Raw genomic sequence first — 17,954 nt, 5'->3', positions numbered from 1 at the left:
TCAAGCGGCAAGCCACAAGCTTCAAGCCGTGCGCGTACAGCTTGCAGCTTGTGGCTTGCCGCTTGTAGCTTGCAGCTACGCCTCACGGCGTTCTGTTTCGCCGCGTTTCGATGATGTTCGGCAGTTGCGAGATGCGCCCCAGCAGCCGGCCCAGCGCGTCCAGGCCCGGGATCTCGATGGTCAGCGACATCAGCGCGGTGTTGTCTTCCTTGTTCGAGCGGGTGTTGACCGCCAGGACGTTGATGCGCTCGTTGAGCAGGATCTGCGAAACGTCGCGCAGCAGGCCCGACCGGTCGTAGGCTCGGATGATGATGTCCACCGGGTAGGTGAGCACCGGCACCGGGCCCCAGCTGACCTGAATGATCCGCTCGGGTTCGCGCCCGCCCAGTTGCAGCACCGAGGCGCAGTCCTGACGGTGAATGCTCACGCCGCGGCCCTGGGTGATGTAACCGACGATCGCATCGCCCGGCAGCGGCTGGCAGCAGCCGGCCATCTGGGTCATCAGGTTGCCGACGCCCTGGATCTGAATGTCCCCGCGCTTGCCCGGTTTGTAGCCCGTGGCCTTGCGCGGAATCAGCTCCAGCTGCTCGTTGCCCCGCTCCGGCTCGACCAGTTGCTGAGCCAGATTGACCAACTGAGCAATGCGCAGGTCGCCGGCACCGAGGGCGGCGAACATGTCGTCGGCGATCTTCATGTTGGCCTTCTCGGCCAGCTTGTCGAAGTCCACCTGAGGCAGCGCCAGACGCGCCAGTTCGCGCTCCAGCAGCACCTTGCCGGCGGCAACGTTCTGGTCGCGCGCCTGCAGCTTGAACCAGTGCACAATCTTCGCCCGCGCCCGGGAGGTGGTGATGTAACCCAGGTTCGAGTTCAGCCAGTCGCGGCTCGGCGTGCCGTGCTTGCTGGTGATGATCTCGACCTGCTCGCCGGTCTGCAGGCTGTAGTTCAGCGGGACGATGCGGCCGTTGATCTTGGCGCCACGGCAGTTGTGGCCGATTTCGGTGTGCACGCGGTAGGCGAAGTCCAGTGGCGTCGCGCCCTTGGGCAGGTCGATCGCGTGACCGTCCGGGGTGAACACGTAGACGCGGTCGGGCTCGATGTCGACGCGCAGCTGTTCCGCCAGCCCGCCGATATCACCCAGCTCCTCATGCCACTCGAGGACCTGACGCAGCCAGGAGATTTTCTCTTCGTAGTGATTGGAACCGGATTTGACGTCGGTGCCTTTGTACTTCCAGTGCGCGCAGACCCCCAGCTCGGCTTCTTCGTGCATGGCGTGGGTGCGGATCTGCACTTCCAGCACCTTGCCTTCCGGACCGATCACCGCCGTGTGCAGGGAGCGATAGCCGTTTTCCTTGGGGTTGGCGATGTAGTCGTCGAATTCCTTGGGAATGTGCCGCCACAGGGTGTGGACGATGCCGAGGGCGGTGTAGCAATCGCGCATCTCCGGCACCAGCACGCGAACGGCGCGCACGTCGTAGATCTGGCTGAACTCCAGACCTTTGCGCTGCATTTTTCGCCAGATCGAGTAGATGTGCTTGGCCCGGCCGCTGATGTCGGCCTTGACGCCGGTGGCCAGCAGCTCGTTCTCAAGCTGCGACATGACGTCGGTGATGAAGCGCTCGCGATCAAGGCGGCGTTCGTGCAGCAGTTTGGCGATCTGCTTGTACTGCTCGGGCTCCAGGTAGCGGAAGGACAGGTCCTCCAGCTCCCATTTGATGTGACCGATGCCCAGCCGGTGGGCCAGGGGTGCGTAGATGTCGAAGACTTCCCGGGCGACGCGGTTGCGCTTTTCATCGTCGGTGTTCTTCACCGCACGGATGGCGCAGGTGCGTTCGGCCAGCTTGATCAGCGCGACGCGCACGTCGTCGACCATGGCCACCAGCATCTTGCGCAGGTTTTCGACCTGGGCCTGGGTGCCGAGCACCAGCGATTGACGCGGGCTGAGACTGGCGCTGATGGCCGCCATGCGCAGCACGCCGTCGATGAGCTTGGTGACGGTGGGGCCGAAGCGGTGGTTGACGTCGGGCAGCGAGATCTTGCCTTCGCGCACGCCGCGGTAAATCACGGCGGCGACGAGTGAGTCCTGGTCGAGCTTGAGGTCGGCCAGGATTTCAGCGATTTCCAGGCCCGTCTGAAAACTCGACGTGCCCTCCGCCCAGAGGTTCTTGGCGGCGTTGTCCTGTTGCTCGGCGTGCCGGGCAAATTCACAGGCCTCTTTAAGGGCCTGTCGGTCCACTGCGAGGTCGACGCTGACCACGTGATCCAGCCACGCGTCGAGGTTGATACTGCCGTCTGTGTTGATCGGCTGGTGGGGTCTCACCTGTACCATGTTGCTTACCTTCCCTACGGCGCGATGAAATGCGCCATCAGTCGCCGGCCTTCTTGAGCGCGTGCGCCTTGCGGGCCATGCAAGGTCGTGTACGCGCGGGCCAGTCGGATTAAACGAGACTCCGTGTAAGGCATCGGCATTTCCTGAGCCGCCGCCTCACTTGCTCGCTTCAAATAACGCCATCGCCTCGACATGCGCTGTCTGCGGGAACATATCGAGGATTCCGGCACGTTTTAAACGGTAGCCCTGCTTGATCAATTCAACCGTGTCGCGCGCCAGCGTGGCCGGGTTGCACGACACATAAAGGACGCGTTGAGCGCCCAGCGACTTGAGCTTGCCCACCGCTTCGAACGCCCCGTCACGCGGCGGATCGAGCAGCACTGCGGCGAAACCTTCCGCCACCCAGGCCGCCTTGTCCAGTGGCTGCGACAGATCGGCCTGATAAAACGTCACGTTACTTAAACCGTTGACGGCGGCATTGGCCGTCGCCCGCTGAACCATGGCCTCGACGCCCTCCACGGCCACCACGTCGCGCGTCATTTGCGCAAGCGGTAGGGCGAAGTTACCAAGCCCGCAGAACAAGTCCAGCACTCGTTCGTCCTTGTCCGGCGCGAGCCAGGCCAGCGCCTGTTCGATCATCGCGGTGTTGACCTGAGCATTGACCTGCACGAAGTCGCCAGGGCGATAGGCCAGGGACAGATTCCACGGTTCCAGGCGGTAGCCCAGTTGCGCGGAAGGGTCGACCGGTTGCGGTTCGCCTTCGCCGTGCAACCACAGTTGCGCGTCATGGGTGTCGCAAAATGCTTTGAGAATGGCCAGATCGTTTTCAGGCAACGGCGCAGTGTGCCGCAGCAGCACGGCATTGGCCGAACCGCTGAACAGCTCGACATGCCCCAGCGCCTGAGGTTTGCTCAGACGGCGGAGCATGGGCGCCAACGCTGTCATGATCGGTTGCAAGGCCTGTACCAGCACCGGGCATTGTTCGATGGCGATGATGTCCTGACTCGCGGCGGCGCGGAATCCGACGTCCAGGCGTTTGGCGCGGACGTCCCAGCGCACGGCGACGCGGGCGCGGCGGCGGTAGGCGTATTCATCGCCGGTCAGGGGCGCGGCCCATTCCTGCGGCTCGACCCCGGCGATGCGGCTCAATTGCTCGGCAAGCATGCTCTGTTTCAGGGCGAGCTGTTCGGCGTGGGGCATGTGCTGGGTGCTGCAGCCGCCGCAACGGCCAAAATGCGGGCACGCGGCTGGCCGGCGCACAGGACTGGCCTGGAACACGCGCTCGGTGCGGGCTTCGACCACTTTGCCGTGGGCATTGAGCACGCGGGCCTCGACCTCTTCGCCGGCCAGACTGCCCATGACAAACCAGGTGCGGCCGTCGACGAAAGCAATGCCGCGACCGTCGTTGGCCAGCCGCTCGATGGTCAGGCGTTGTTTTTTACCGGTGGGGACCTGCGGGGCCCGGGTGCCGCCGCTGGGCTGGAAACGCAGGCCTGCATCACGCTTGGCCATCAGTTGGGCGCATCGTAGACGCCGGTCGACAGGTAACGGTCGCCGCGGTCACAAATGATCGCGACCATCACCGCGTTTTCGACTTCCTGCGACAGCCGCAGCATCCCGGCGACGGAGCCGCCCGACGACACGCCGCAGAAAATACCTTCTTCCCGCGCCAGACGACGCATGACGTCCTCGGCTTCGGCCTGGCCCATGTCCAGAATCCGGTCAACGCGGTCGGCCTGATAAATACTCGGCAGGTATTCCTGAGGCCAGCGGCGAATGCCCGGAATCGACGCGCCATCCATAGGCTGGAGGCCGACGATCTGGATGTCCGGGTTCTGTTCCTTGAGGAAGCGCGAAGTGCCCATGATGGTGCCGGTGGTGCCCATGGAGCTGATGAAATGGGTGACGGTGCCGCCGGTCTGCCGCCAGATTTCCGGGCCGGTGCCGACGTAGTGCGCCTGGGGATTGTCGCCGTTGGCGAACTGGTCGAGCACTTTGCCGTGGCCTTCGGCCTGCATGCGCTCGGCCATGTCACGGGCGCCTTCCATGCCCTCTTCCTTGCTGACCAGAATCAGCTCGGCGCCATAAGCGGTCATGGCGGCCTTGCGCTCGGCGCTGGAATTGTCGGGCATGATGAGAATCATGCGGTAGCCCTTGATCGCCGCGGCCATGGCCAGGGCGATGCCGGTGTTGCCGGAGGTGGCTTCGATCAGGGTGTCGCCGGGGTGGATCTGCCCGCGCAGTTCGGCGCGGGTAATCATCGACAGCGCCGGGCGGTCCTTCACGGAACCGGCCGGGTTATTGCCTTCTAGCTTGAGCAGCAACGTGTTGCTGGTGTTCCCGGCCATGCGTTGCAGACGCACCAGCGGGGTGTTGCCGACGCAATCGGCGATGGTTTGATACTGCAGGGTCATGGCGTGTTCGCGATCCAGACGTGCGGGGGTCGCCTATCATACCGGCAATCGCCGCCAGCCCATATCACGCAAAGTGAGGGGGTTATCGCTGAATGGAATAAGGCGGATTGTTCCGCGCCGGCAAACGCATGATCATCCTCAAGCCCTGCCCGGTGTTCTCCGCCCACAAGTCCCCGCCCTGCAGGCGCAGCGAGTTGCGCGCGATGCTCAGACCCAGGCCGAAACCACCGTCGCCGGGGCGGGCGCCGTCCAGACGGATGAACGGCGCGAAGATCCGCTCGAGATCGCCCTCGTCGATCCCGCCGCCTTGATCTTCCAGCCACAACAGCCAGTCATCGCCCTCACGCCGACCGTCCAGGCGCACGATGCCCTCGGGCGGCGAGTGGCGGATGGCATTGCGCAGAATGTTTTCCAGCGCCTGGGCCAGGGTGTTGAGATGGCCACTGACCCAGCACTCGCTGTCCAGATCGCAGCGCAACTGACGGGACGGCCAGCAGGTTTCGAAACAGGCGTCATCCACCAGCATCTCCCACAGCGCCACCACCTGAATGTCCTCGTCGGGCAGTTTTTCGCGCTCGGTGTCGAGCCAGGCGAGTTGCAGGGTGTCGTCCACCAGCCGGCGCATGCCATCCACCTCCCGGCTCAGGCGCTCGCGCAGTTCGGGCAGGCTTTGCTCGCTGTCGCAGGCCACCCGCAGGCGACTCAGGGGCGTGCGCAGTTCGTGGGAAAGATCGCGCAATAACTGCTGCTGAACCTGCACCGTCGAGTGCAGGCGCGCGGCCATGTGGTCGAAGGCGCGGTTCAGCTCACCCAGTTCATCACGGCGCTCGGTCATTTGCGGCGACAGTCGGCTGGTCAGCCGATCGGCGCGCCATGCGTTGGCCTGTTCGCGCAATTGATTGAGCGGACGAATCAGCAGGCGATACAGCCCGACGCACAACAGCAGGGTGAACAGCGCGGGAATCAGCCCGTTGGTGAGGATCTGCCCGATCAGCGCATAACGGCCCGGCTTGAAGCGCTCCGGCAGTTCGATCACCAGACTGCCCGCGTCCGGGTTACCGGGAAACGGGATCTTCAGCCAGGGCACGGTTTTCTGCCGCGTGCTCATCGGCCAGTCGATGCCGCGCATGAAGGTCAGGCGTTGAAACTGCTCGCGGGTCAGCCGCGCGCTGCCGAGTGATTGCAAATCGCTGCCGATGACCCCGACCCAGCCGGGTTCCTGCTGACGGACCTGCTTCAGCCATTCGTCGACGCCGCGCTGGCCACCCCTGCTCCACGCCCGTTCGGCCTGCGCCGCGTAGTCGTTCAGCACCTGATGGGCCTCGGCGTTGAGATAGGCGTTGCGGGTCTCGATGTAGCGGCCCCAATACCAGCTGAGCCAGATCATCAGCAGGCAGAAGCCGACCAGCAGGACCGCCAGTTTCCAGAACAGCGAATGCCGGCCGGGCAGCCGTTTGCGTGACTCAGGCATTCAACACCTCAGGCATCCGCCACCGCCGCCGTGAGCACGTAGCCTTTGCCCCAGACCGTGCGCAGCTGCCGCGCCTGATAGCCGACGGCTTTGAGCTTGCGACGAATCTGGCTGATGTGCATGTCCAGGCTGCGGTCATGCCGCGAGTAGCCGCGCTGCAAGACGTGCTGATAAAGGAAGGCTTTGCTGAGGACGTCTTCGGGATTGCGCCACAGGGTTTCCAGCAGACGGTATTCGCTGCCGGTCAATTGCGCCGGGGCGTCGGCGAAGAAGACGTCACAGCGCGCTTCGTCGAAGGTCAAACTGTCTTCATCGGCTTTTTCGACGCTGGGCTCGGGCTCGATCGCCGTCAGGGCGTGGAAGCGACGTTCCAGGTCGACCCGGCGCAGGATCGCCTCGATGCGCACCCGCAGTTCATCGACGCTGAAGGGTTTGGGCAGGTAATCGTCGGCGCCGTTCTGGAAGCCGGTGATGCGGTCGGCCTCGGCGCCGAGGGCAGACATGAGGATGATCGGCATGCTGTGGCGGCGACGCAGATGGGTGAGGATGTCGAGGCCGTTCATGCCCGGCAGCAGGATGTCCATCACCACCACGTCGAACGGTTCGCGTTGCGCGCAGGCCAGCCCTTCGACGCCGTTCTGGCACCAGGTCACCTGAAACCCGCAGCGATCAAGCTGATCATGAACGAACGCACCGAGCACGACATCGTCCTCGATGGCGAGTATGTGGGGGCGGTGAATGCTGGCGGGAGTCATTGGCGTCTGCGATTGATTCTCAAGCAGCGGATTATTCAAGATTGCGCGCCATGGGGCAATGCTGGCCTGCCGGCGATGCGTTCTCCAATGGGAGCAACGTGCTTCGGTAGGACCGGCTTTAGCCGGGAAGAGGCCGGTTTGGGCACCGTCAAATTTCGCGGTGTGACCTCCAATGCCTTCCCGGCTAAAGCCAGTCCTACAAGGGATATGTCCAGCTCCATCAAGTGTGCACGCCGCGCTCCCGTAGGACTGGCTTCAGCCGGGAAGAGGCCGGTTTGGGCACCATCAAATTTCGCGGTGTGACCTCCAATGCCTTCCCGGCTAAAGCCAGTCCTACTAGGGCAGTGTCCAGTTCCATCAGGTCGGCACGCGTCGGCGCACTGTGTGCACGAGGCGCAAATGACTACACTGCGCAGTGATCGAGCGCCACACGCTGCACTGGCGCAGCGGTTGCCTGAATTCATGCCGGGTTGTTGGAGAAGAAGTGTGCTGAGAAAAGTGGGCATCAAAGGCCGCGTCATGCTGCTGACTCTGCTGCCGGCGTGCCTGATGGCGGCGCTGCTGGGCGGGTATTTCACCTGGATGCAGCTCACCGAGTTGCAGACCCAGTTGCTCAAGCGTGGCGAGATGATTGCCAACGAGCTGGCGCCGCTGTCTGCCGCCGCGCTGGCCAGCGGTGACCAGGCCATGCTCGAACGCATCGCCGGCCAGGTGCTGGAGCAGGCCGACGTGCGCGCGGTGTCGTTCCTCAATGCCGAGCGGGGAATGCTGGCCCACGCCGGTCCCAGCATGATCAATCAGGCCCCCATCGGTAACAGCACGCACATGCTGCAGCGCTCGGAAAACGACGCGACCCGCTACCTGATGCCGGTGTTCGGGCGCAGTCGCCACCTGACCGGCGATGTGGTTCCCGCCGAAGCCGACCGCCTGCTCGGCTGGGTCGAGCTGGAGCTGTCCCACAACGGCACCCTGCTGCGCGGTTATCGCAGCCTGTTCGCCAGCCTCATCCTGATTGTCATCGGTCTCGGTCTGACCGCCATTCTGTCGCTGCGCATGAGCCGCACCATCAACGGCCCGATCACCCAGATCAAACACGTCGTCGCCCAGCTCAAGGACGGTAATCTGGAAGCGCGATTGCCGCCCATGGGCAGTTACGAGCTGGACGAACTGGGGTCGGGCATCAACCGCATGGCGGCGACGTTGCAGAACGCCCAGGAAGAATTGCAGCACAGCATCGAGCAGGCCACCGAAGACGTGCGCCAGAACCTGGAAACCATCGAGATCCAGAACATCGAGCTGGACCTCGCGCGCAAGGAAGCCCTGGAGGCCAGCCGGATCAAATCCGAGTTTCTGGCGAATATGAGCCATGAAATCCGCACGCCACTCAACGGCATCCTCGGCTTCACCCACCTGTTGCAGAAAAGCGAACTGACCCCGCGTCAGTACGATTACCTGGGCACCATCGAAAAATCCGCCGACAACCTCTTGAGCATCATCAACGAGATTCTGGATTTCTCGAAGATCGAGGCCGGCAAGCTGGTCCTCGACGCGATCCCCTTCAACTTGCGCGACCTGTTGCAGGACACCCTGACCATCCTCGCCCCCGCCGCCCACGCCAAACAGCTGGAGCTGGTGAGCCTGGTCTATCGCGACACGCCACTGTCGCTGGTGGGCGATCCGCTGCGGCTACGGCAGATACTGACCAACCTCGTCAGCAACGCGATCAAGTTCACCCGCGAGGGCACCATCGTTGCGCGGGCGATGCTGGAGGAGGAACACGACACCACCGTGCAGTTGCGCATCAGCGTGCAGGACACCGGCATCGGCCTCTCCAGCCAGGACGTGTGCGCGTTGTTCCAAGCGTTCAGCCAGGCGGACAATTCCCTGTCGCGGCACTCCGGCGGCACGGGGCTGGGGCTGGTGATTTCCAAGCGGCTGGTCGAGCAAATGGGCGGCGAGATCGGCGTTGAGAGCACGCCGGGGGAAGGTTCGGAGTTCTGGATCAGCCTGACGCTGCCGAAAACCCGCGACGACCTCGAAGACCTGCCCGCCCCGCCGCTGCTGGGCCGTCGAGTGGCGGTGCTGGAGCATCACGACCTGTCGCGTCAGGCGCTTGAGCATCAGCTGGAAGACTGCGGTCTGCAGCCGATGGTCTTCAACAATCTGGAAAACCTCATCAACGGCGTGACGGTGGTGCACCAGACGCCCCACGCCATCGACATGGCCGTGCTCGGCGTCACCGCCCACGAACTGCCGCCCGAGCGCCTGCGCCAGCAGATCTGGGACCTGGAAAACCTCAACTGCAAAGTGCTGGTGCTGTGCCCGACCACCGAACAGGCGCTGTATCAGTTTTCCGTGCCCGACGCCTACAACCAGTTGCAGGCGAAACCTGCGTGTACGCGCAAATTGCGCCGCGCGCTGTCGGAGCTGATCCAGCCCAAGCAGTTGCGCAACGAGGTGCCGGAGCCGCTGTCGAGCCGGCCGCCGCGCATTCTCTGCGTCGACGACAACCCGGCCAATCTGTTGCTGGTGCAGACCTTGCTCGAAGACATGGGTGCCAAGGTCAAGGCTGTCGACAGTGGTTATGCGGCGGTGCAAGCGGTGCAGGATGAACCCTTCGATCTGGTGCTGATGGACGTGCAGATGCCCGGCATGGACGGGCGTCAGGCCACCGAAGAAATTCGCAGCTGGGAGAGCGAGCGTCAGGCCACGTCGCTGCCTATTGTCGCCCTGACCGCCCACGCCATGGCCAACGAGAAGCGCGCGCTGTTGCAGAGCGGCATGGACGATTACCTGACCAAGCCGATCAGCGAGCGTCAACTGGCGCAGGTGGTGCTGAAGTGGACCGGGCTGGCGCTGCGCAATCAAGCGCCGGAGCGGCCGATCGAAATCGCTCAGGGCGGCATCAATCTGCAGGTCCTCGATCACGAAGAAGGGCTGCGGCTGGCGGCGGGCAAAGCCGATCTGGCGGCGGACATGCTGGCGATGCTGCTGGCCTCCCTCGCCACTGACCGCGAGGCCATCCTCACTGCACGCGAGGCCAGGGACAACGTCGCGCTGATCGAACGCGTCCACCGCCTCCACGGCGCCACCCGTTACTGCGGCGTCCCGCAATTGCGCGCGGCGTGCCAGCGCAGCGAGACCCTGCTGAAGCAGGAATCGGCGGACAGCGACAAGGCCCTGGATGAACTGGAGAAGGCCATCAGCCGACTGGAAACCGAGGCGCGCGTGACGGCTTGATCCAGGTCACTGATTTTTGCTCTGTGATGGATAGGCTGCGGGGGGTGGGTCAGGTCAAATGAAGGGCGTTGACAGGACGCCTTCGCGAGCAAGCTCACTCCCACAGGACCTTTGTTTGCTGCGACAGCCATACGTCAGGCCATTTAAGGAGCAACCATGCGCACGCTTGTTTACAGCAGCCAGACCTACGACCGCGAGAGTTTTCTTGGCGCGCAGGTCGCCCCGGAAATCGAGCTGCATTTCCAGCCCGCGCGGTTGACGCTGGACACGGTGGCGCTGGCCGATCAGTACGAGGTGGTCTGCGCGTTCATCAACGATGACCTGAGCGCACCGGTGCTGGAGCAACTGGCCGCAGGCGGCACCCGATTAATAGCCCTGCGCTCGGCCGGTTTCAATCACGTTGATCTCGCCGTCGCCAAGCGGCTGGGCCTCAGCGTCGTGCGGGTTCCGGCCTACTCGCCCCATGCCGTCGCAGAACATGCGGTGGCATTGATCCTCTCGCTGAACCGCCATCTGCACCGCGCCTACAACCGCACCCGCGACGGCGATTTCAGCCTGCACGGCCTGACCGGTTTCGATCTGGTGGGCAAGACCGTCGGCGTGGTCGGCACCGGCCAGATCGGGGCGACGTTCGCGCGGATCATGGCGGGCTTCGGCTGCCAATTGCTGGCCTACGATCCGTCCCCCAACCCGCGGGTCGAAGCACTGGGCGCCCGCTATCTGCCCCTCGACGAATTGCTCGCCGAAGCGCAGATCATCAGCCTGCACTGCCCGCTCAACGAGCACACCCGGCACCTGATCAACCCGGATTCGCTGTCGCGCATGCAGCACGGCGCGATGCTGATCAATACCGGGCGCGGCGCGCTGGTGAACACGCCGGCGCTGATCGACGCCCTCAAGAGCGGCCAGTTGGGCTACCTCGGACTGGACGTCTATGAAGAGGAAGCCCAGCTGTTTTTCGAGGACCGCTCGGATCTGCCACTGCAGGACGATGTGCTGGCCCGTCTGCTGACATTTCCCAACGTGGTGATCACCGCCCATCAGGCGTTTCTGACCAAAGAGGCCCTCGGCGCGATCGCCCAGACTACGCTGGATAACATCACCGGCTGGGCGGCGGGCAGCCCGCAGAATCTGGTGCAGTAAGCATGCGTGCTGCCGGTCGCGGGGTCGTTGGCCACGAGAATTCATCCTCTAAAGTGTTAGCATGCGCGCCTATTTGGAGACCCCCATGGCCGAACACGATTTCCGTTACAGCATGCTCACCCCGCAACACACCCTGATCGAATGCCGCAGCCTGGCCGTCGGTCGCTATCAAGTGACCGGCAACGGCGGCTCGATCAAGCCCGACGACGTGCTGCTGGTCACCGTCAAAGGCAGCAAAGAGCTGTTCATGCGCCTGAACGTCGAAAAAGTCCGCCACCTGATCAATCCGACCGGTCAGTGGGTGGCCGTCGCCAACGGCCCGGCGTTCACCGAGCTGGCGATCCATCAGTGGAAAGTCAATTGCAACGACTGCGGCAAAGAGCGCGACATCGAGTTCATGGTTGACGGCAAGGACGGCAAAAAAGCCCTCAAGCCTGCCGCCACCGCGCGCATCGAGGAGCTGGGCTGGAAGGTCGTCGGCGAAAACCACCTCTGCCCTGCCTGCGCGAAGAAAGCCGCATGAAACCGCTTCTGCTGACACTGCTGGCGGCCACGCTGCTGGCGGGATGCGCCACCGAATCACCTGCCCTCAAGCAGGACCATGGTTACGTGCTGGAATGGATCGGTGAACGGCCGTTGATCGACAACAGCCACCTGACCATGACCCTCGGCAACGACGGCCGCGCCTACGGCAATGCCGGCTGCAATCACTGGTTCGCGTCATACCAGTTGCAGGGCGATGCCATCACATTCGGCCCGGTCGGCAGTACCCGCAAACTGTGCGCGCCGGCGCTGATGGAGCAGGAACACCGATTCCTTGAAGCGATGGGCAAGGTGCAGAGGTGGGATGTGTCGCCCATCGAGCAATTGCGGCTGTGGCCGGCGCAGGGCAAACCGTTGCGGTTTTGGCTGGAAGAGGACTGATCGCATCCGGACGACGGGACGCGCTTCGCCTGAATCATCTGGTCGCCGGTAACGGCTGGAATTCGCCGCGCTCAAGGTTTTGCACCCGGTTGCCCATGGCGTCTGTGGCATTGAGATCCGCGCCTTTGGCGGCCAGTGCGTCAAGCACATCCTTGCGATGGAACAGCGCCGCGTACATGGCCGCCGTTTGCCCCGCGTTATTGCGTTGATCGGGCGCGCAATTAGCGGCGACCAGTTGCCGAGCAATGCTGAGTTCACCTTTGAAGATCGCCCCCATCAACGCTGTGTTGCCCCTGAGGTCTTTGGCGCAGGGATCAGCGCCAGCGTTGAGCAGTTGGGTGACGGCAGGTTGTTGGCCGTGGTAAGCGGCGAGAATCAGGGCGGTGTAGCCCTTTTCGTCCTGAACATTCAGGTCGAATCTGGCATTGATGAATTCGTTGAGCATGTCTTGTCGGCCCTCTCGGGCGGCTTGAAAAAACAGCTCTTTCAGTTGCGTCTGGGTGTCGGCGGTGCTGCCGGTATCTGACGGCCCGGCGTGGACCACGCTCGCGGTCAGACACAGCAACAACGCGTAAAAGGTTCTGCGCATGTGTTGTCCTCCAAGAGGTGATGTCCTCAAAAGCCTCGGCCCGCTGTGCCAACGGGCCGAGGGGGTCGGTCAGTCCTTCAGTGCAGCGGCCAACTGCTTGACCTTGGCCAGGTCGCCATTGGCAACCTTGGTCACGCCGGTGCCGTATTCCGGATCGGCCTTGTAGAGGTACGACAGCATGATGTTCTTGCTTTCGGTGTCGGTGGTCGCCAGGGATTCACCAAAACTCTGAATCAGGTCCTTGCGGTCCTTCTCGCTGTAAGAACGATACAAATCGCCCGCCTGTTTGAAGTTTTGTTCCTTCTGAGTCTTGGCCTGTTGTGTGCTGCCGGTCAGTGGCAGTTGGCTGTAGCGCGCCTCTTCAGCCGCTGGACGCTGATTGAGTCGGCTTGGCTCGTAGTTCACGCCGGTAGTGGTATGACCGGTATTGAGCGCGCCGTCCTGATTGCCGTTGTTGACCTTGACCCGTGGCGCGTTGATCGGGAGGCTCAGCACGTTAGTGCCCACGCGATAGAGCTGGGTGTCAGCGTAGGAAAATACCCGGCCTTGCAGCAGGCGGTCTTCCGAAGGCTCGATACCCGGCACAACGTTGGCGGGCGCCATGGCGACCTGCTCGGTTTCCTGGAAGTAGTTATCCACATTCTTGTTCAGGACCATCTGGCCGATTTTGCGCTCGGGAATATTGGGCCAGATTTTGGTGGCGTCCAGCGGGTCGAAGTCAAACTTCGCCAAGTCCTCAGGCTTGACCACCTGGACGTACAGGTCCCACTTCGGAAAGTCGCCCTTGTTGATGGCGGCAACCAGATCGTTGGTCAGGTGGCTGTAGTCCTTGGACTGCACTTCAGCGACCTGCTTGGGATCGAGGTTTTTCAGGCCTTGCAGGCTTTTCCAGTGGAACTTCACATAGTTGACTTCGCCCTTGGCGTTTACCAGTTTGTAGGCGTGCACGCCGTTGCCATCCATGGTGCGATAGCTGGCGGGTGTGCCTTCGTTGGAGTACAGCAACGTCAGCGTGCGGGTGGCTTCCGGGACGTGGGAGAAGAAGTCGAAACGTCGGGAGTCGTCATCCAGGTTGGTGCGCGGGTCAGGCTTGAAAGCGTGGACCATGTCCGGGAACTTGATCGCGTCACGGATGAAAAACGTCGGGAAGTTGTTACCGACCAGGTCCCAATTGCCGTCGGCGGTGTAGAACTTGGTGGCGAAGCCGCGGGGGTCACGCAGGGTTTCAGGGGAGTGGTTGCCGTGGACAACGGCTGAAAACCGTACGAACACCGGGGTGTGCTCGCCCTTGCTGAAGACCTTGGCTTTGCTCAGGTCGGAGGCGTCGTCGGAGGCAACGAATTCGCCATGTACGCCCGTACCGCGAGCGTGCACGACCCGCTCCGGAATGCGTTCACGATCAAAGCGCTGGAGTTTTTGCAGCAATTGCACATCTTGCAGGAGGACCGGGCCGTTGGGGCCGGCGGTTTGGGAGTTCTGGTTGTCGCCAACGGCGGCGCCATTGTCGCGGGTCAGGGTGTCTGCGTACGCTGCAGAACTGACCATCAGGCTCGCGCCAATCAGGCTGGCGGCGATAGGGGATCGGGGTAAGTACATCTCGGTCTCTCTCTCTGTTTTTGGTTGTTCTGAGAGTAGAAGCCTACGGTCCGAGCCCGCCATTCCTGAATTGGTTCTGACTATGTCCTTGATAAATTAAAAAATGTTGACGTGCTGACGGTCCTGGTCGGTCCGCTCGGCACTGAATGGGTTGCGGTTTTGGCTGGGACAGGAATCACTGCCTTAGCCCACGGGCATCGCCATCCTGCGCCGCAATAACTGCTTGCCCACCCCCTGCCCTCTGAGCTCGACATAGTGATAAGTCGCGCTGGAAATCGTCACGACCACCGCCAGAATCAGCAACACCATCAGGTTATTCAGCCAGGCATGCCCGGTGTCCAGATAGCGAATTTCACCCAGCATCGGCGCAGCGTCAAAGCCGGTTTTTTTCTGCACCACCATAAAGGCCGAAATAACAAAGAACAGTATGGCCAGATGGGTCAAGTAGATGGAGTAGGACAACCGCCCCAGACGTGCGAAGAATTCATACTTGAGCACGCGGGACAACGCTCCGCCATCGAAGGCAAACACCACGATGGTCACGCAGAATACTGCGCTGGCTGCCAATACCTTTTGCGACAACTCAGAGGTCAGCACCCACCAGATGGCGAGCGCTGACAGGGCTTCCAGCACGCTGAACAACCCAAAGCCAGGGGCAATCCAGCGTCTTGAGCGGGTGAAAAAGGCGTAGGCCAATGCCCCGGCAAAGAAACAGCCCACGCCTTTTTGCGCGTAGACGGTCAGGACATCGATCTGGCGGTAAAGCAGCGCAAATCCGCAAAGAGCGATGACGGCCCACAGCAGGTATCGCCGCGTGGAAGCCATCAACACAGTCGCGGCGAACAACATGTAGGTCCAGTACTCGATGCTGATGCTCCAGGACGCGGTGTTGAATGACAGGTTTTCCGTCAGGTGCGTCCAGCTTTGCACCAGCAGAAGATTGGGCAGGATCTGCGACGGCGCGTAGATGCCGGTAAAAGGCGTTTGATTGAAGGAAAAGCCACGCTTGTAGGCGGCGTACTTGAGGAATTCCAGGCCAATGAAGACCGCGAGCATGAACACGTGCAGGGGCAACAGGCGGAAGGTGCGCGAAATCAGGAAGTGACTGAAGTCCAGTTGACGCTTGCTGCCGTAGGCGTGCGCCATGACGAAACCGCTGAGAACAAAGAAGAACTCGACGAACAAGTCGGCATTGGCGAAGAAGGCCCACTCCGTGATGCTGCCGACAAGATGGGTGTGGTAAAGGACGACCGCTATTGCGCAGATACCCCGCAGGCTGTCCAGCGCGTGAAATCGTTTCACATCCTGCATGTAAACCCCCGATAAGTTGCCATCGCTCGAAAGCGCCTAAAGCAACCCGTCGGGGTTCGGTCGCGTACTACCTAAGGCAGAACCATAGTGCAGGGACGGTTTTGTGCAAGGAGCGGTGGTCGAAGACTTTTCGTGACGTGGGGTAAGGGTTTGTTGCAAGCCCCTACCCAACTCAGTCTTGACTCGTCAGTGGCCAGCCTGGGTCGTCACCGATACCCACGCGCCTGGATGTCGAACAGGCTCGCATAGCGCCCGCCGCCCGCCATCAGTTGCACGTGGGTGCCTTGTTCCAGAATCCGACCCTGATCCAGCACGATGATGTGGTCGGCGTTGCGCACGCTGGAGAATCGGTGAGAGATCAGCAGCGTCATGCGCCCCTTGGCGTACTCGCGGAAGTGCTCGAATACGGCAGCCTCGGCCGCTGCGTCGAGGGCGGCCGTCGGTTCGTCCAGAATGAGCAGATCGGCCCCGCGGCGCATGTAGGCCCGTGACAGCGCCAGCTTTTGCCATTGCCCGCCGGACAGTTCCTGCCCACCCACGAACCAGCGCCCCAGCTGCGTGTGATAGCCGTTGCTCAAGCGTTCGATGAATTCGGCGGCGATCCCTTGAGTGGCCGCTTCGCGCCAACGGTCCTGGTCATCGAAAGCGTCGACGTCACCCACCCCAAGGTTTTCGCCGACGGTCATCTGGTAGCGGATGTAGTCCTGAAAGATCACCCCGATGCGCTGGTGCAAAGCCTGTTCGTCCCAGTCCTGCAAATCGCTGCCGTCCAGCAGGATCCGGCCCTCGTCAGGGGTGTAGAGCCGGGTGAGCAATTTGATCAAGGTGGTTTTGCCCGAGCCGTTTTCGCCCACCAGGGCCAGGCTCATGCCAGGCGTCAGGTGCAGGCTGATGTCGCTGAGCGTGGCGTGCGCTGCACCCGGGTAGCGGAACCCCAAGCGCTCGCAGCGCAGGCCGTCGCCCGGGCGTGCACCGGCCTTGAGCGTGCCGCGTACAGGTGCCACCGGCACCCCAAGGTATTCATAGAGGTCGGACAGGTACAGGCCGTCCTCGTACAAACCGGCAATCGCGCTGAGGCTGGCAGTGATGGCGACCTGGCCTTGCTTGAACAGCACCAGGTACATCGTCATCTGGCCCAGTGTGGTCTGGCCGCGCACGGTGTCCAGTACCACCCAGGCGTAGGCCACGTAGAACGCGGCAGTGCCCAATAGCCCTAGGACAAAGCCCCAGACGTCGCGTCGCACGGTTAGCCGACGGTCTTCGGCGTACAGGCGCGTGAAGTTGTCGCGGTAGCGTTGCAGCAACAACGGCGCCATGCCGAACAGCTTGACCTCCTTGGTGTGCGACTCATGGGACAGCAGTGCTTCCAGGTAATTTTGATGGCGGGTTTCCGGGGCGCGACGCTGAAACAGGCGGAAGGCATTACCGGAAAAATGCGTCTCGGCGAAGAACACCGGCAGCGCACCGAACACCAGGATCAAGAGCGCCCAAGGGGAAAAATGCACCAGCAGCACCGCGAAGCTGACCAGCGAGATAAGGTTTTGCGTAAGTCCCAGGCCTTTTGTGACGAAGCCCAGTGGCCGGGCCGACGCATCGCGGCGCACGCGCACCAGCTTGTCGTAAAAGGCTGAGTCTTCGAACTGCAGCAGCGAAAGGGTCTGGGCCTTTTCCAGGATCATCAGGTTGACCTTCTGCCCCAACTGCACCCGCAGGAGCGCTTGTTGCATTGAAAGCGCCCGTTGCGCCGCGGCCAGCAACGCCAGTACGCCTGCCTCAGCCAACACATAACGCAGGACAGGCCATACCGGCGCCTGGCTGCCACTGCCATGGATCTGCATCGCCTGAACCACCGCATCGACGATCCGCTGGCCGATCCAGGCGGCAAGCGCGGGTAAGATGCCGGCGATCAGCGTCGCCACGATCAAGCCGCTGAACAAGGGGCGGGAAGTCGCCCAGACCAGGCCGACCGCCCTGCCGCTCTGGGTTGAAAATGCAGTCAAACGATTGAACAACGACATTAAAGGCCCAGGCTCCGGGTTGTCAGTGACGGGGGATTGTACCGGCTAGTTCGGCACGCTCTGTCGATCTTGTTCATAGCTGTCCAGATGATCAGGGGCGATTCAGGCCTTGGATACAACAACACACCATTGAATTAGAGCGGTACAACCGGACAAACACACCTAGA

13 protein-coding genes are annotated in these 17,954 nt (G+C 62.4%); 4 read left to right on the top strand and 9 right to left on the bottom strand.

The window, feature by feature from the left end:
* Positions 1 to 82: 82 nt before the first annotated feature.
* The 5 genes from relA to SLW74_RS08670 form a co-directional block, all read right to left on the bottom strand.
* Positions 83 to 2,326: a GTP diphosphokinase gene (gene relA / locus SLW74_RS08690; RefSeq protein WP_410928637.1), complete on the bottom strand. Its 2,244-nt coding sequence runs from the start codon at positions 2,324 to 2,326 to the stop codon at positions 83 to 85.
* 156 nt (positions 2,327 to 2,482) lie between these two features.
* Positions 2,483 to 3,838, bottom strand: a complete 1,356-nt coding sequence (gene rlmD, locus SLW74_RS08685; protein ID WP_410928636.1) for a 23S rRNA (uracil(1939)-C(5))-methyltransferase RlmD — start codon at positions 3,836 to 3,838, stop codon at positions 2,483 to 2,485.
* Positions 3,838 to 4,740: a cysteine synthase CysM gene (gene cysM / locus SLW74_RS08680; RefSeq protein WP_296307243.1), complete on the bottom strand. Its 903-nt coding sequence runs from the start codon at positions 4,738 to 4,740 to the stop codon at positions 3,838 to 3,840. Before cysM ends, rlmD begins: the two co-directional genes overlap by 1 nt.
* A gap of 82 nt (positions 4,741 to 4,822) precedes the next feature.
* Positions 4,823 to 6,211 (bottom strand): sensor histidine kinase, encoded by a 1,389-nt coding sequence (locus SLW74_RS08675; RefSeq protein ID WP_065992858.1) that lies wholly within the window; start codon positions 6,209 to 6,211, stop codon positions 4,823 to 4,825.
* A gap of 8 nt (positions 6,212 to 6,219) precedes the next feature.
* Positions 6,220 to 6,966, bottom strand: a complete 747-nt coding sequence (locus SLW74_RS08670; protein ID WP_065992856.1) for a response regulator transcription factor — start codon at positions 6,964 to 6,966, stop codon at positions 6,220 to 6,222.
* A gap of 486 nt (positions 6,967 to 7,452) precedes the next feature.
* On the opposite strand from SLW74_RS08670, the gene SLW74_RS08665 reads away from it, so the two are divergent.
* The 4 genes from SLW74_RS08665 to SLW74_RS08650 all read left to right on the top strand — a co-directional run bounded on the left by SLW74_RS08665 (position 7,453) and on the right by SLW74_RS08650 (position 12,273).
* Positions 7,453 to 10,206, top strand: a complete 2,754-nt coding sequence (locus SLW74_RS08665) for a response regulator (RefSeq protein ID WP_410928809.1) — start codon at positions 7,453 to 7,455, stop codon at positions 10,204 to 10,206.
* Positions 10,207 to 10,362: 156 nt separating this feature from the next.
* A complete protein-coding gene (locus SLW74_RS08660) occupies positions 10,363 to 11,349 on the top strand; it encodes a 2-hydroxyacid dehydrogenase (RefSeq protein ID WP_410928635.1) in 987 nt (328 codons plus the stop codon).
* Positions 11,350 to 11,434: 85 nt separating this feature from the next.
* The gene (locus SLW74_RS08655; RefSeq protein ID WP_065992852.1) at positions 11,435 to 11,872 is read left to right on the top strand and encodes a hypothetical protein; all 438 of its coding nucleotides are present in this window, start codon (positions 11,435 to 11,437) and stop codon (positions 11,870 to 11,872) included.
* The gene (locus tag SLW74_RS08650) at positions 11,869 to 12,273 is read left to right on the top strand and encodes an META domain-containing protein (protein WP_296309909.1); all 405 of its coding nucleotides are present in this window, start codon (positions 11,869 to 11,871) and stop codon (positions 12,271 to 12,273) included. The genes SLW74_RS08655 and SLW74_RS08650 overlap by 4 nt, the downstream gene beginning before the upstream one ends.
* Before the next feature lie 34 nt (positions 12,274 to 12,307).
* On the opposite strand, the gene SLW74_RS08645 is transcribed toward SLW74_RS08650, so the two are convergent.
* From SLW74_RS08645 to SLW74_RS08630, 4 genes are all read right to left on the bottom strand, one after another.
* Positions 12,308 to 12,862 (bottom strand): ankyrin repeat domain-containing protein, encoded by a 555-nt coding sequence (locus SLW74_RS08645; protein WP_410928634.1) that lies wholly within the window; start codon positions 12,860 to 12,862, stop codon positions 12,308 to 12,310.
* A 69-nt stretch (positions 12,863 to 12,931) separates the two neighbouring features.
* Positions 12,932 to 14,407 carry a catalase KatB gene (katB, locus tag SLW74_RS08640; protein ID WP_410928808.1) on the bottom strand — a complete coding sequence of 492 codons (1,476 nt, stop codon included), beginning with the start codon at positions 14,405 to 14,407 and terminating at the stop codon, positions 12,932 to 12,934.
* Positions 14,408 to 14,641: 234 nt separating this feature from the next.
* Complete coding sequence (locus SLW74_RS08635; protein ID WP_410928633.1) at positions 14,642 to 15,769, bottom strand: acyltransferase family protein; 1,128 nt, start codon at positions 15,767 to 15,769, stop codon at positions 14,642 to 14,644.
* Between the two features lie 206 nt (positions 15,770 to 15,975).
* Positions 15,976 to 17,787 carry an ABC transporter ATP-binding protein gene (locus SLW74_RS08630; protein WP_410928632.1) on the bottom strand — a complete coding sequence of 604 codons (1,812 nt, stop codon included), beginning with the start codon at positions 17,785 to 17,787 and terminating at the stop codon, positions 15,976 to 15,978.
* Positions 17,788 to 17,954: the final 167 nt, after the last annotated feature.

This window comes from Pseudomonas sp. W5-36 (assembly GCF_046540455.1).
GTDB classification, from domain to species: Bacteria; Pseudomonadota; Gammaproteobacteria; order Pseudomonadales; family Pseudomonadaceae; genus Aquipseudomonas; species Aquipseudomonas graminis_B.
The sequence above is the reverse complement of the archived record's forward strand: the minus strand, read 5'-3'. Positions and strand labels throughout refer to the sequence as shown.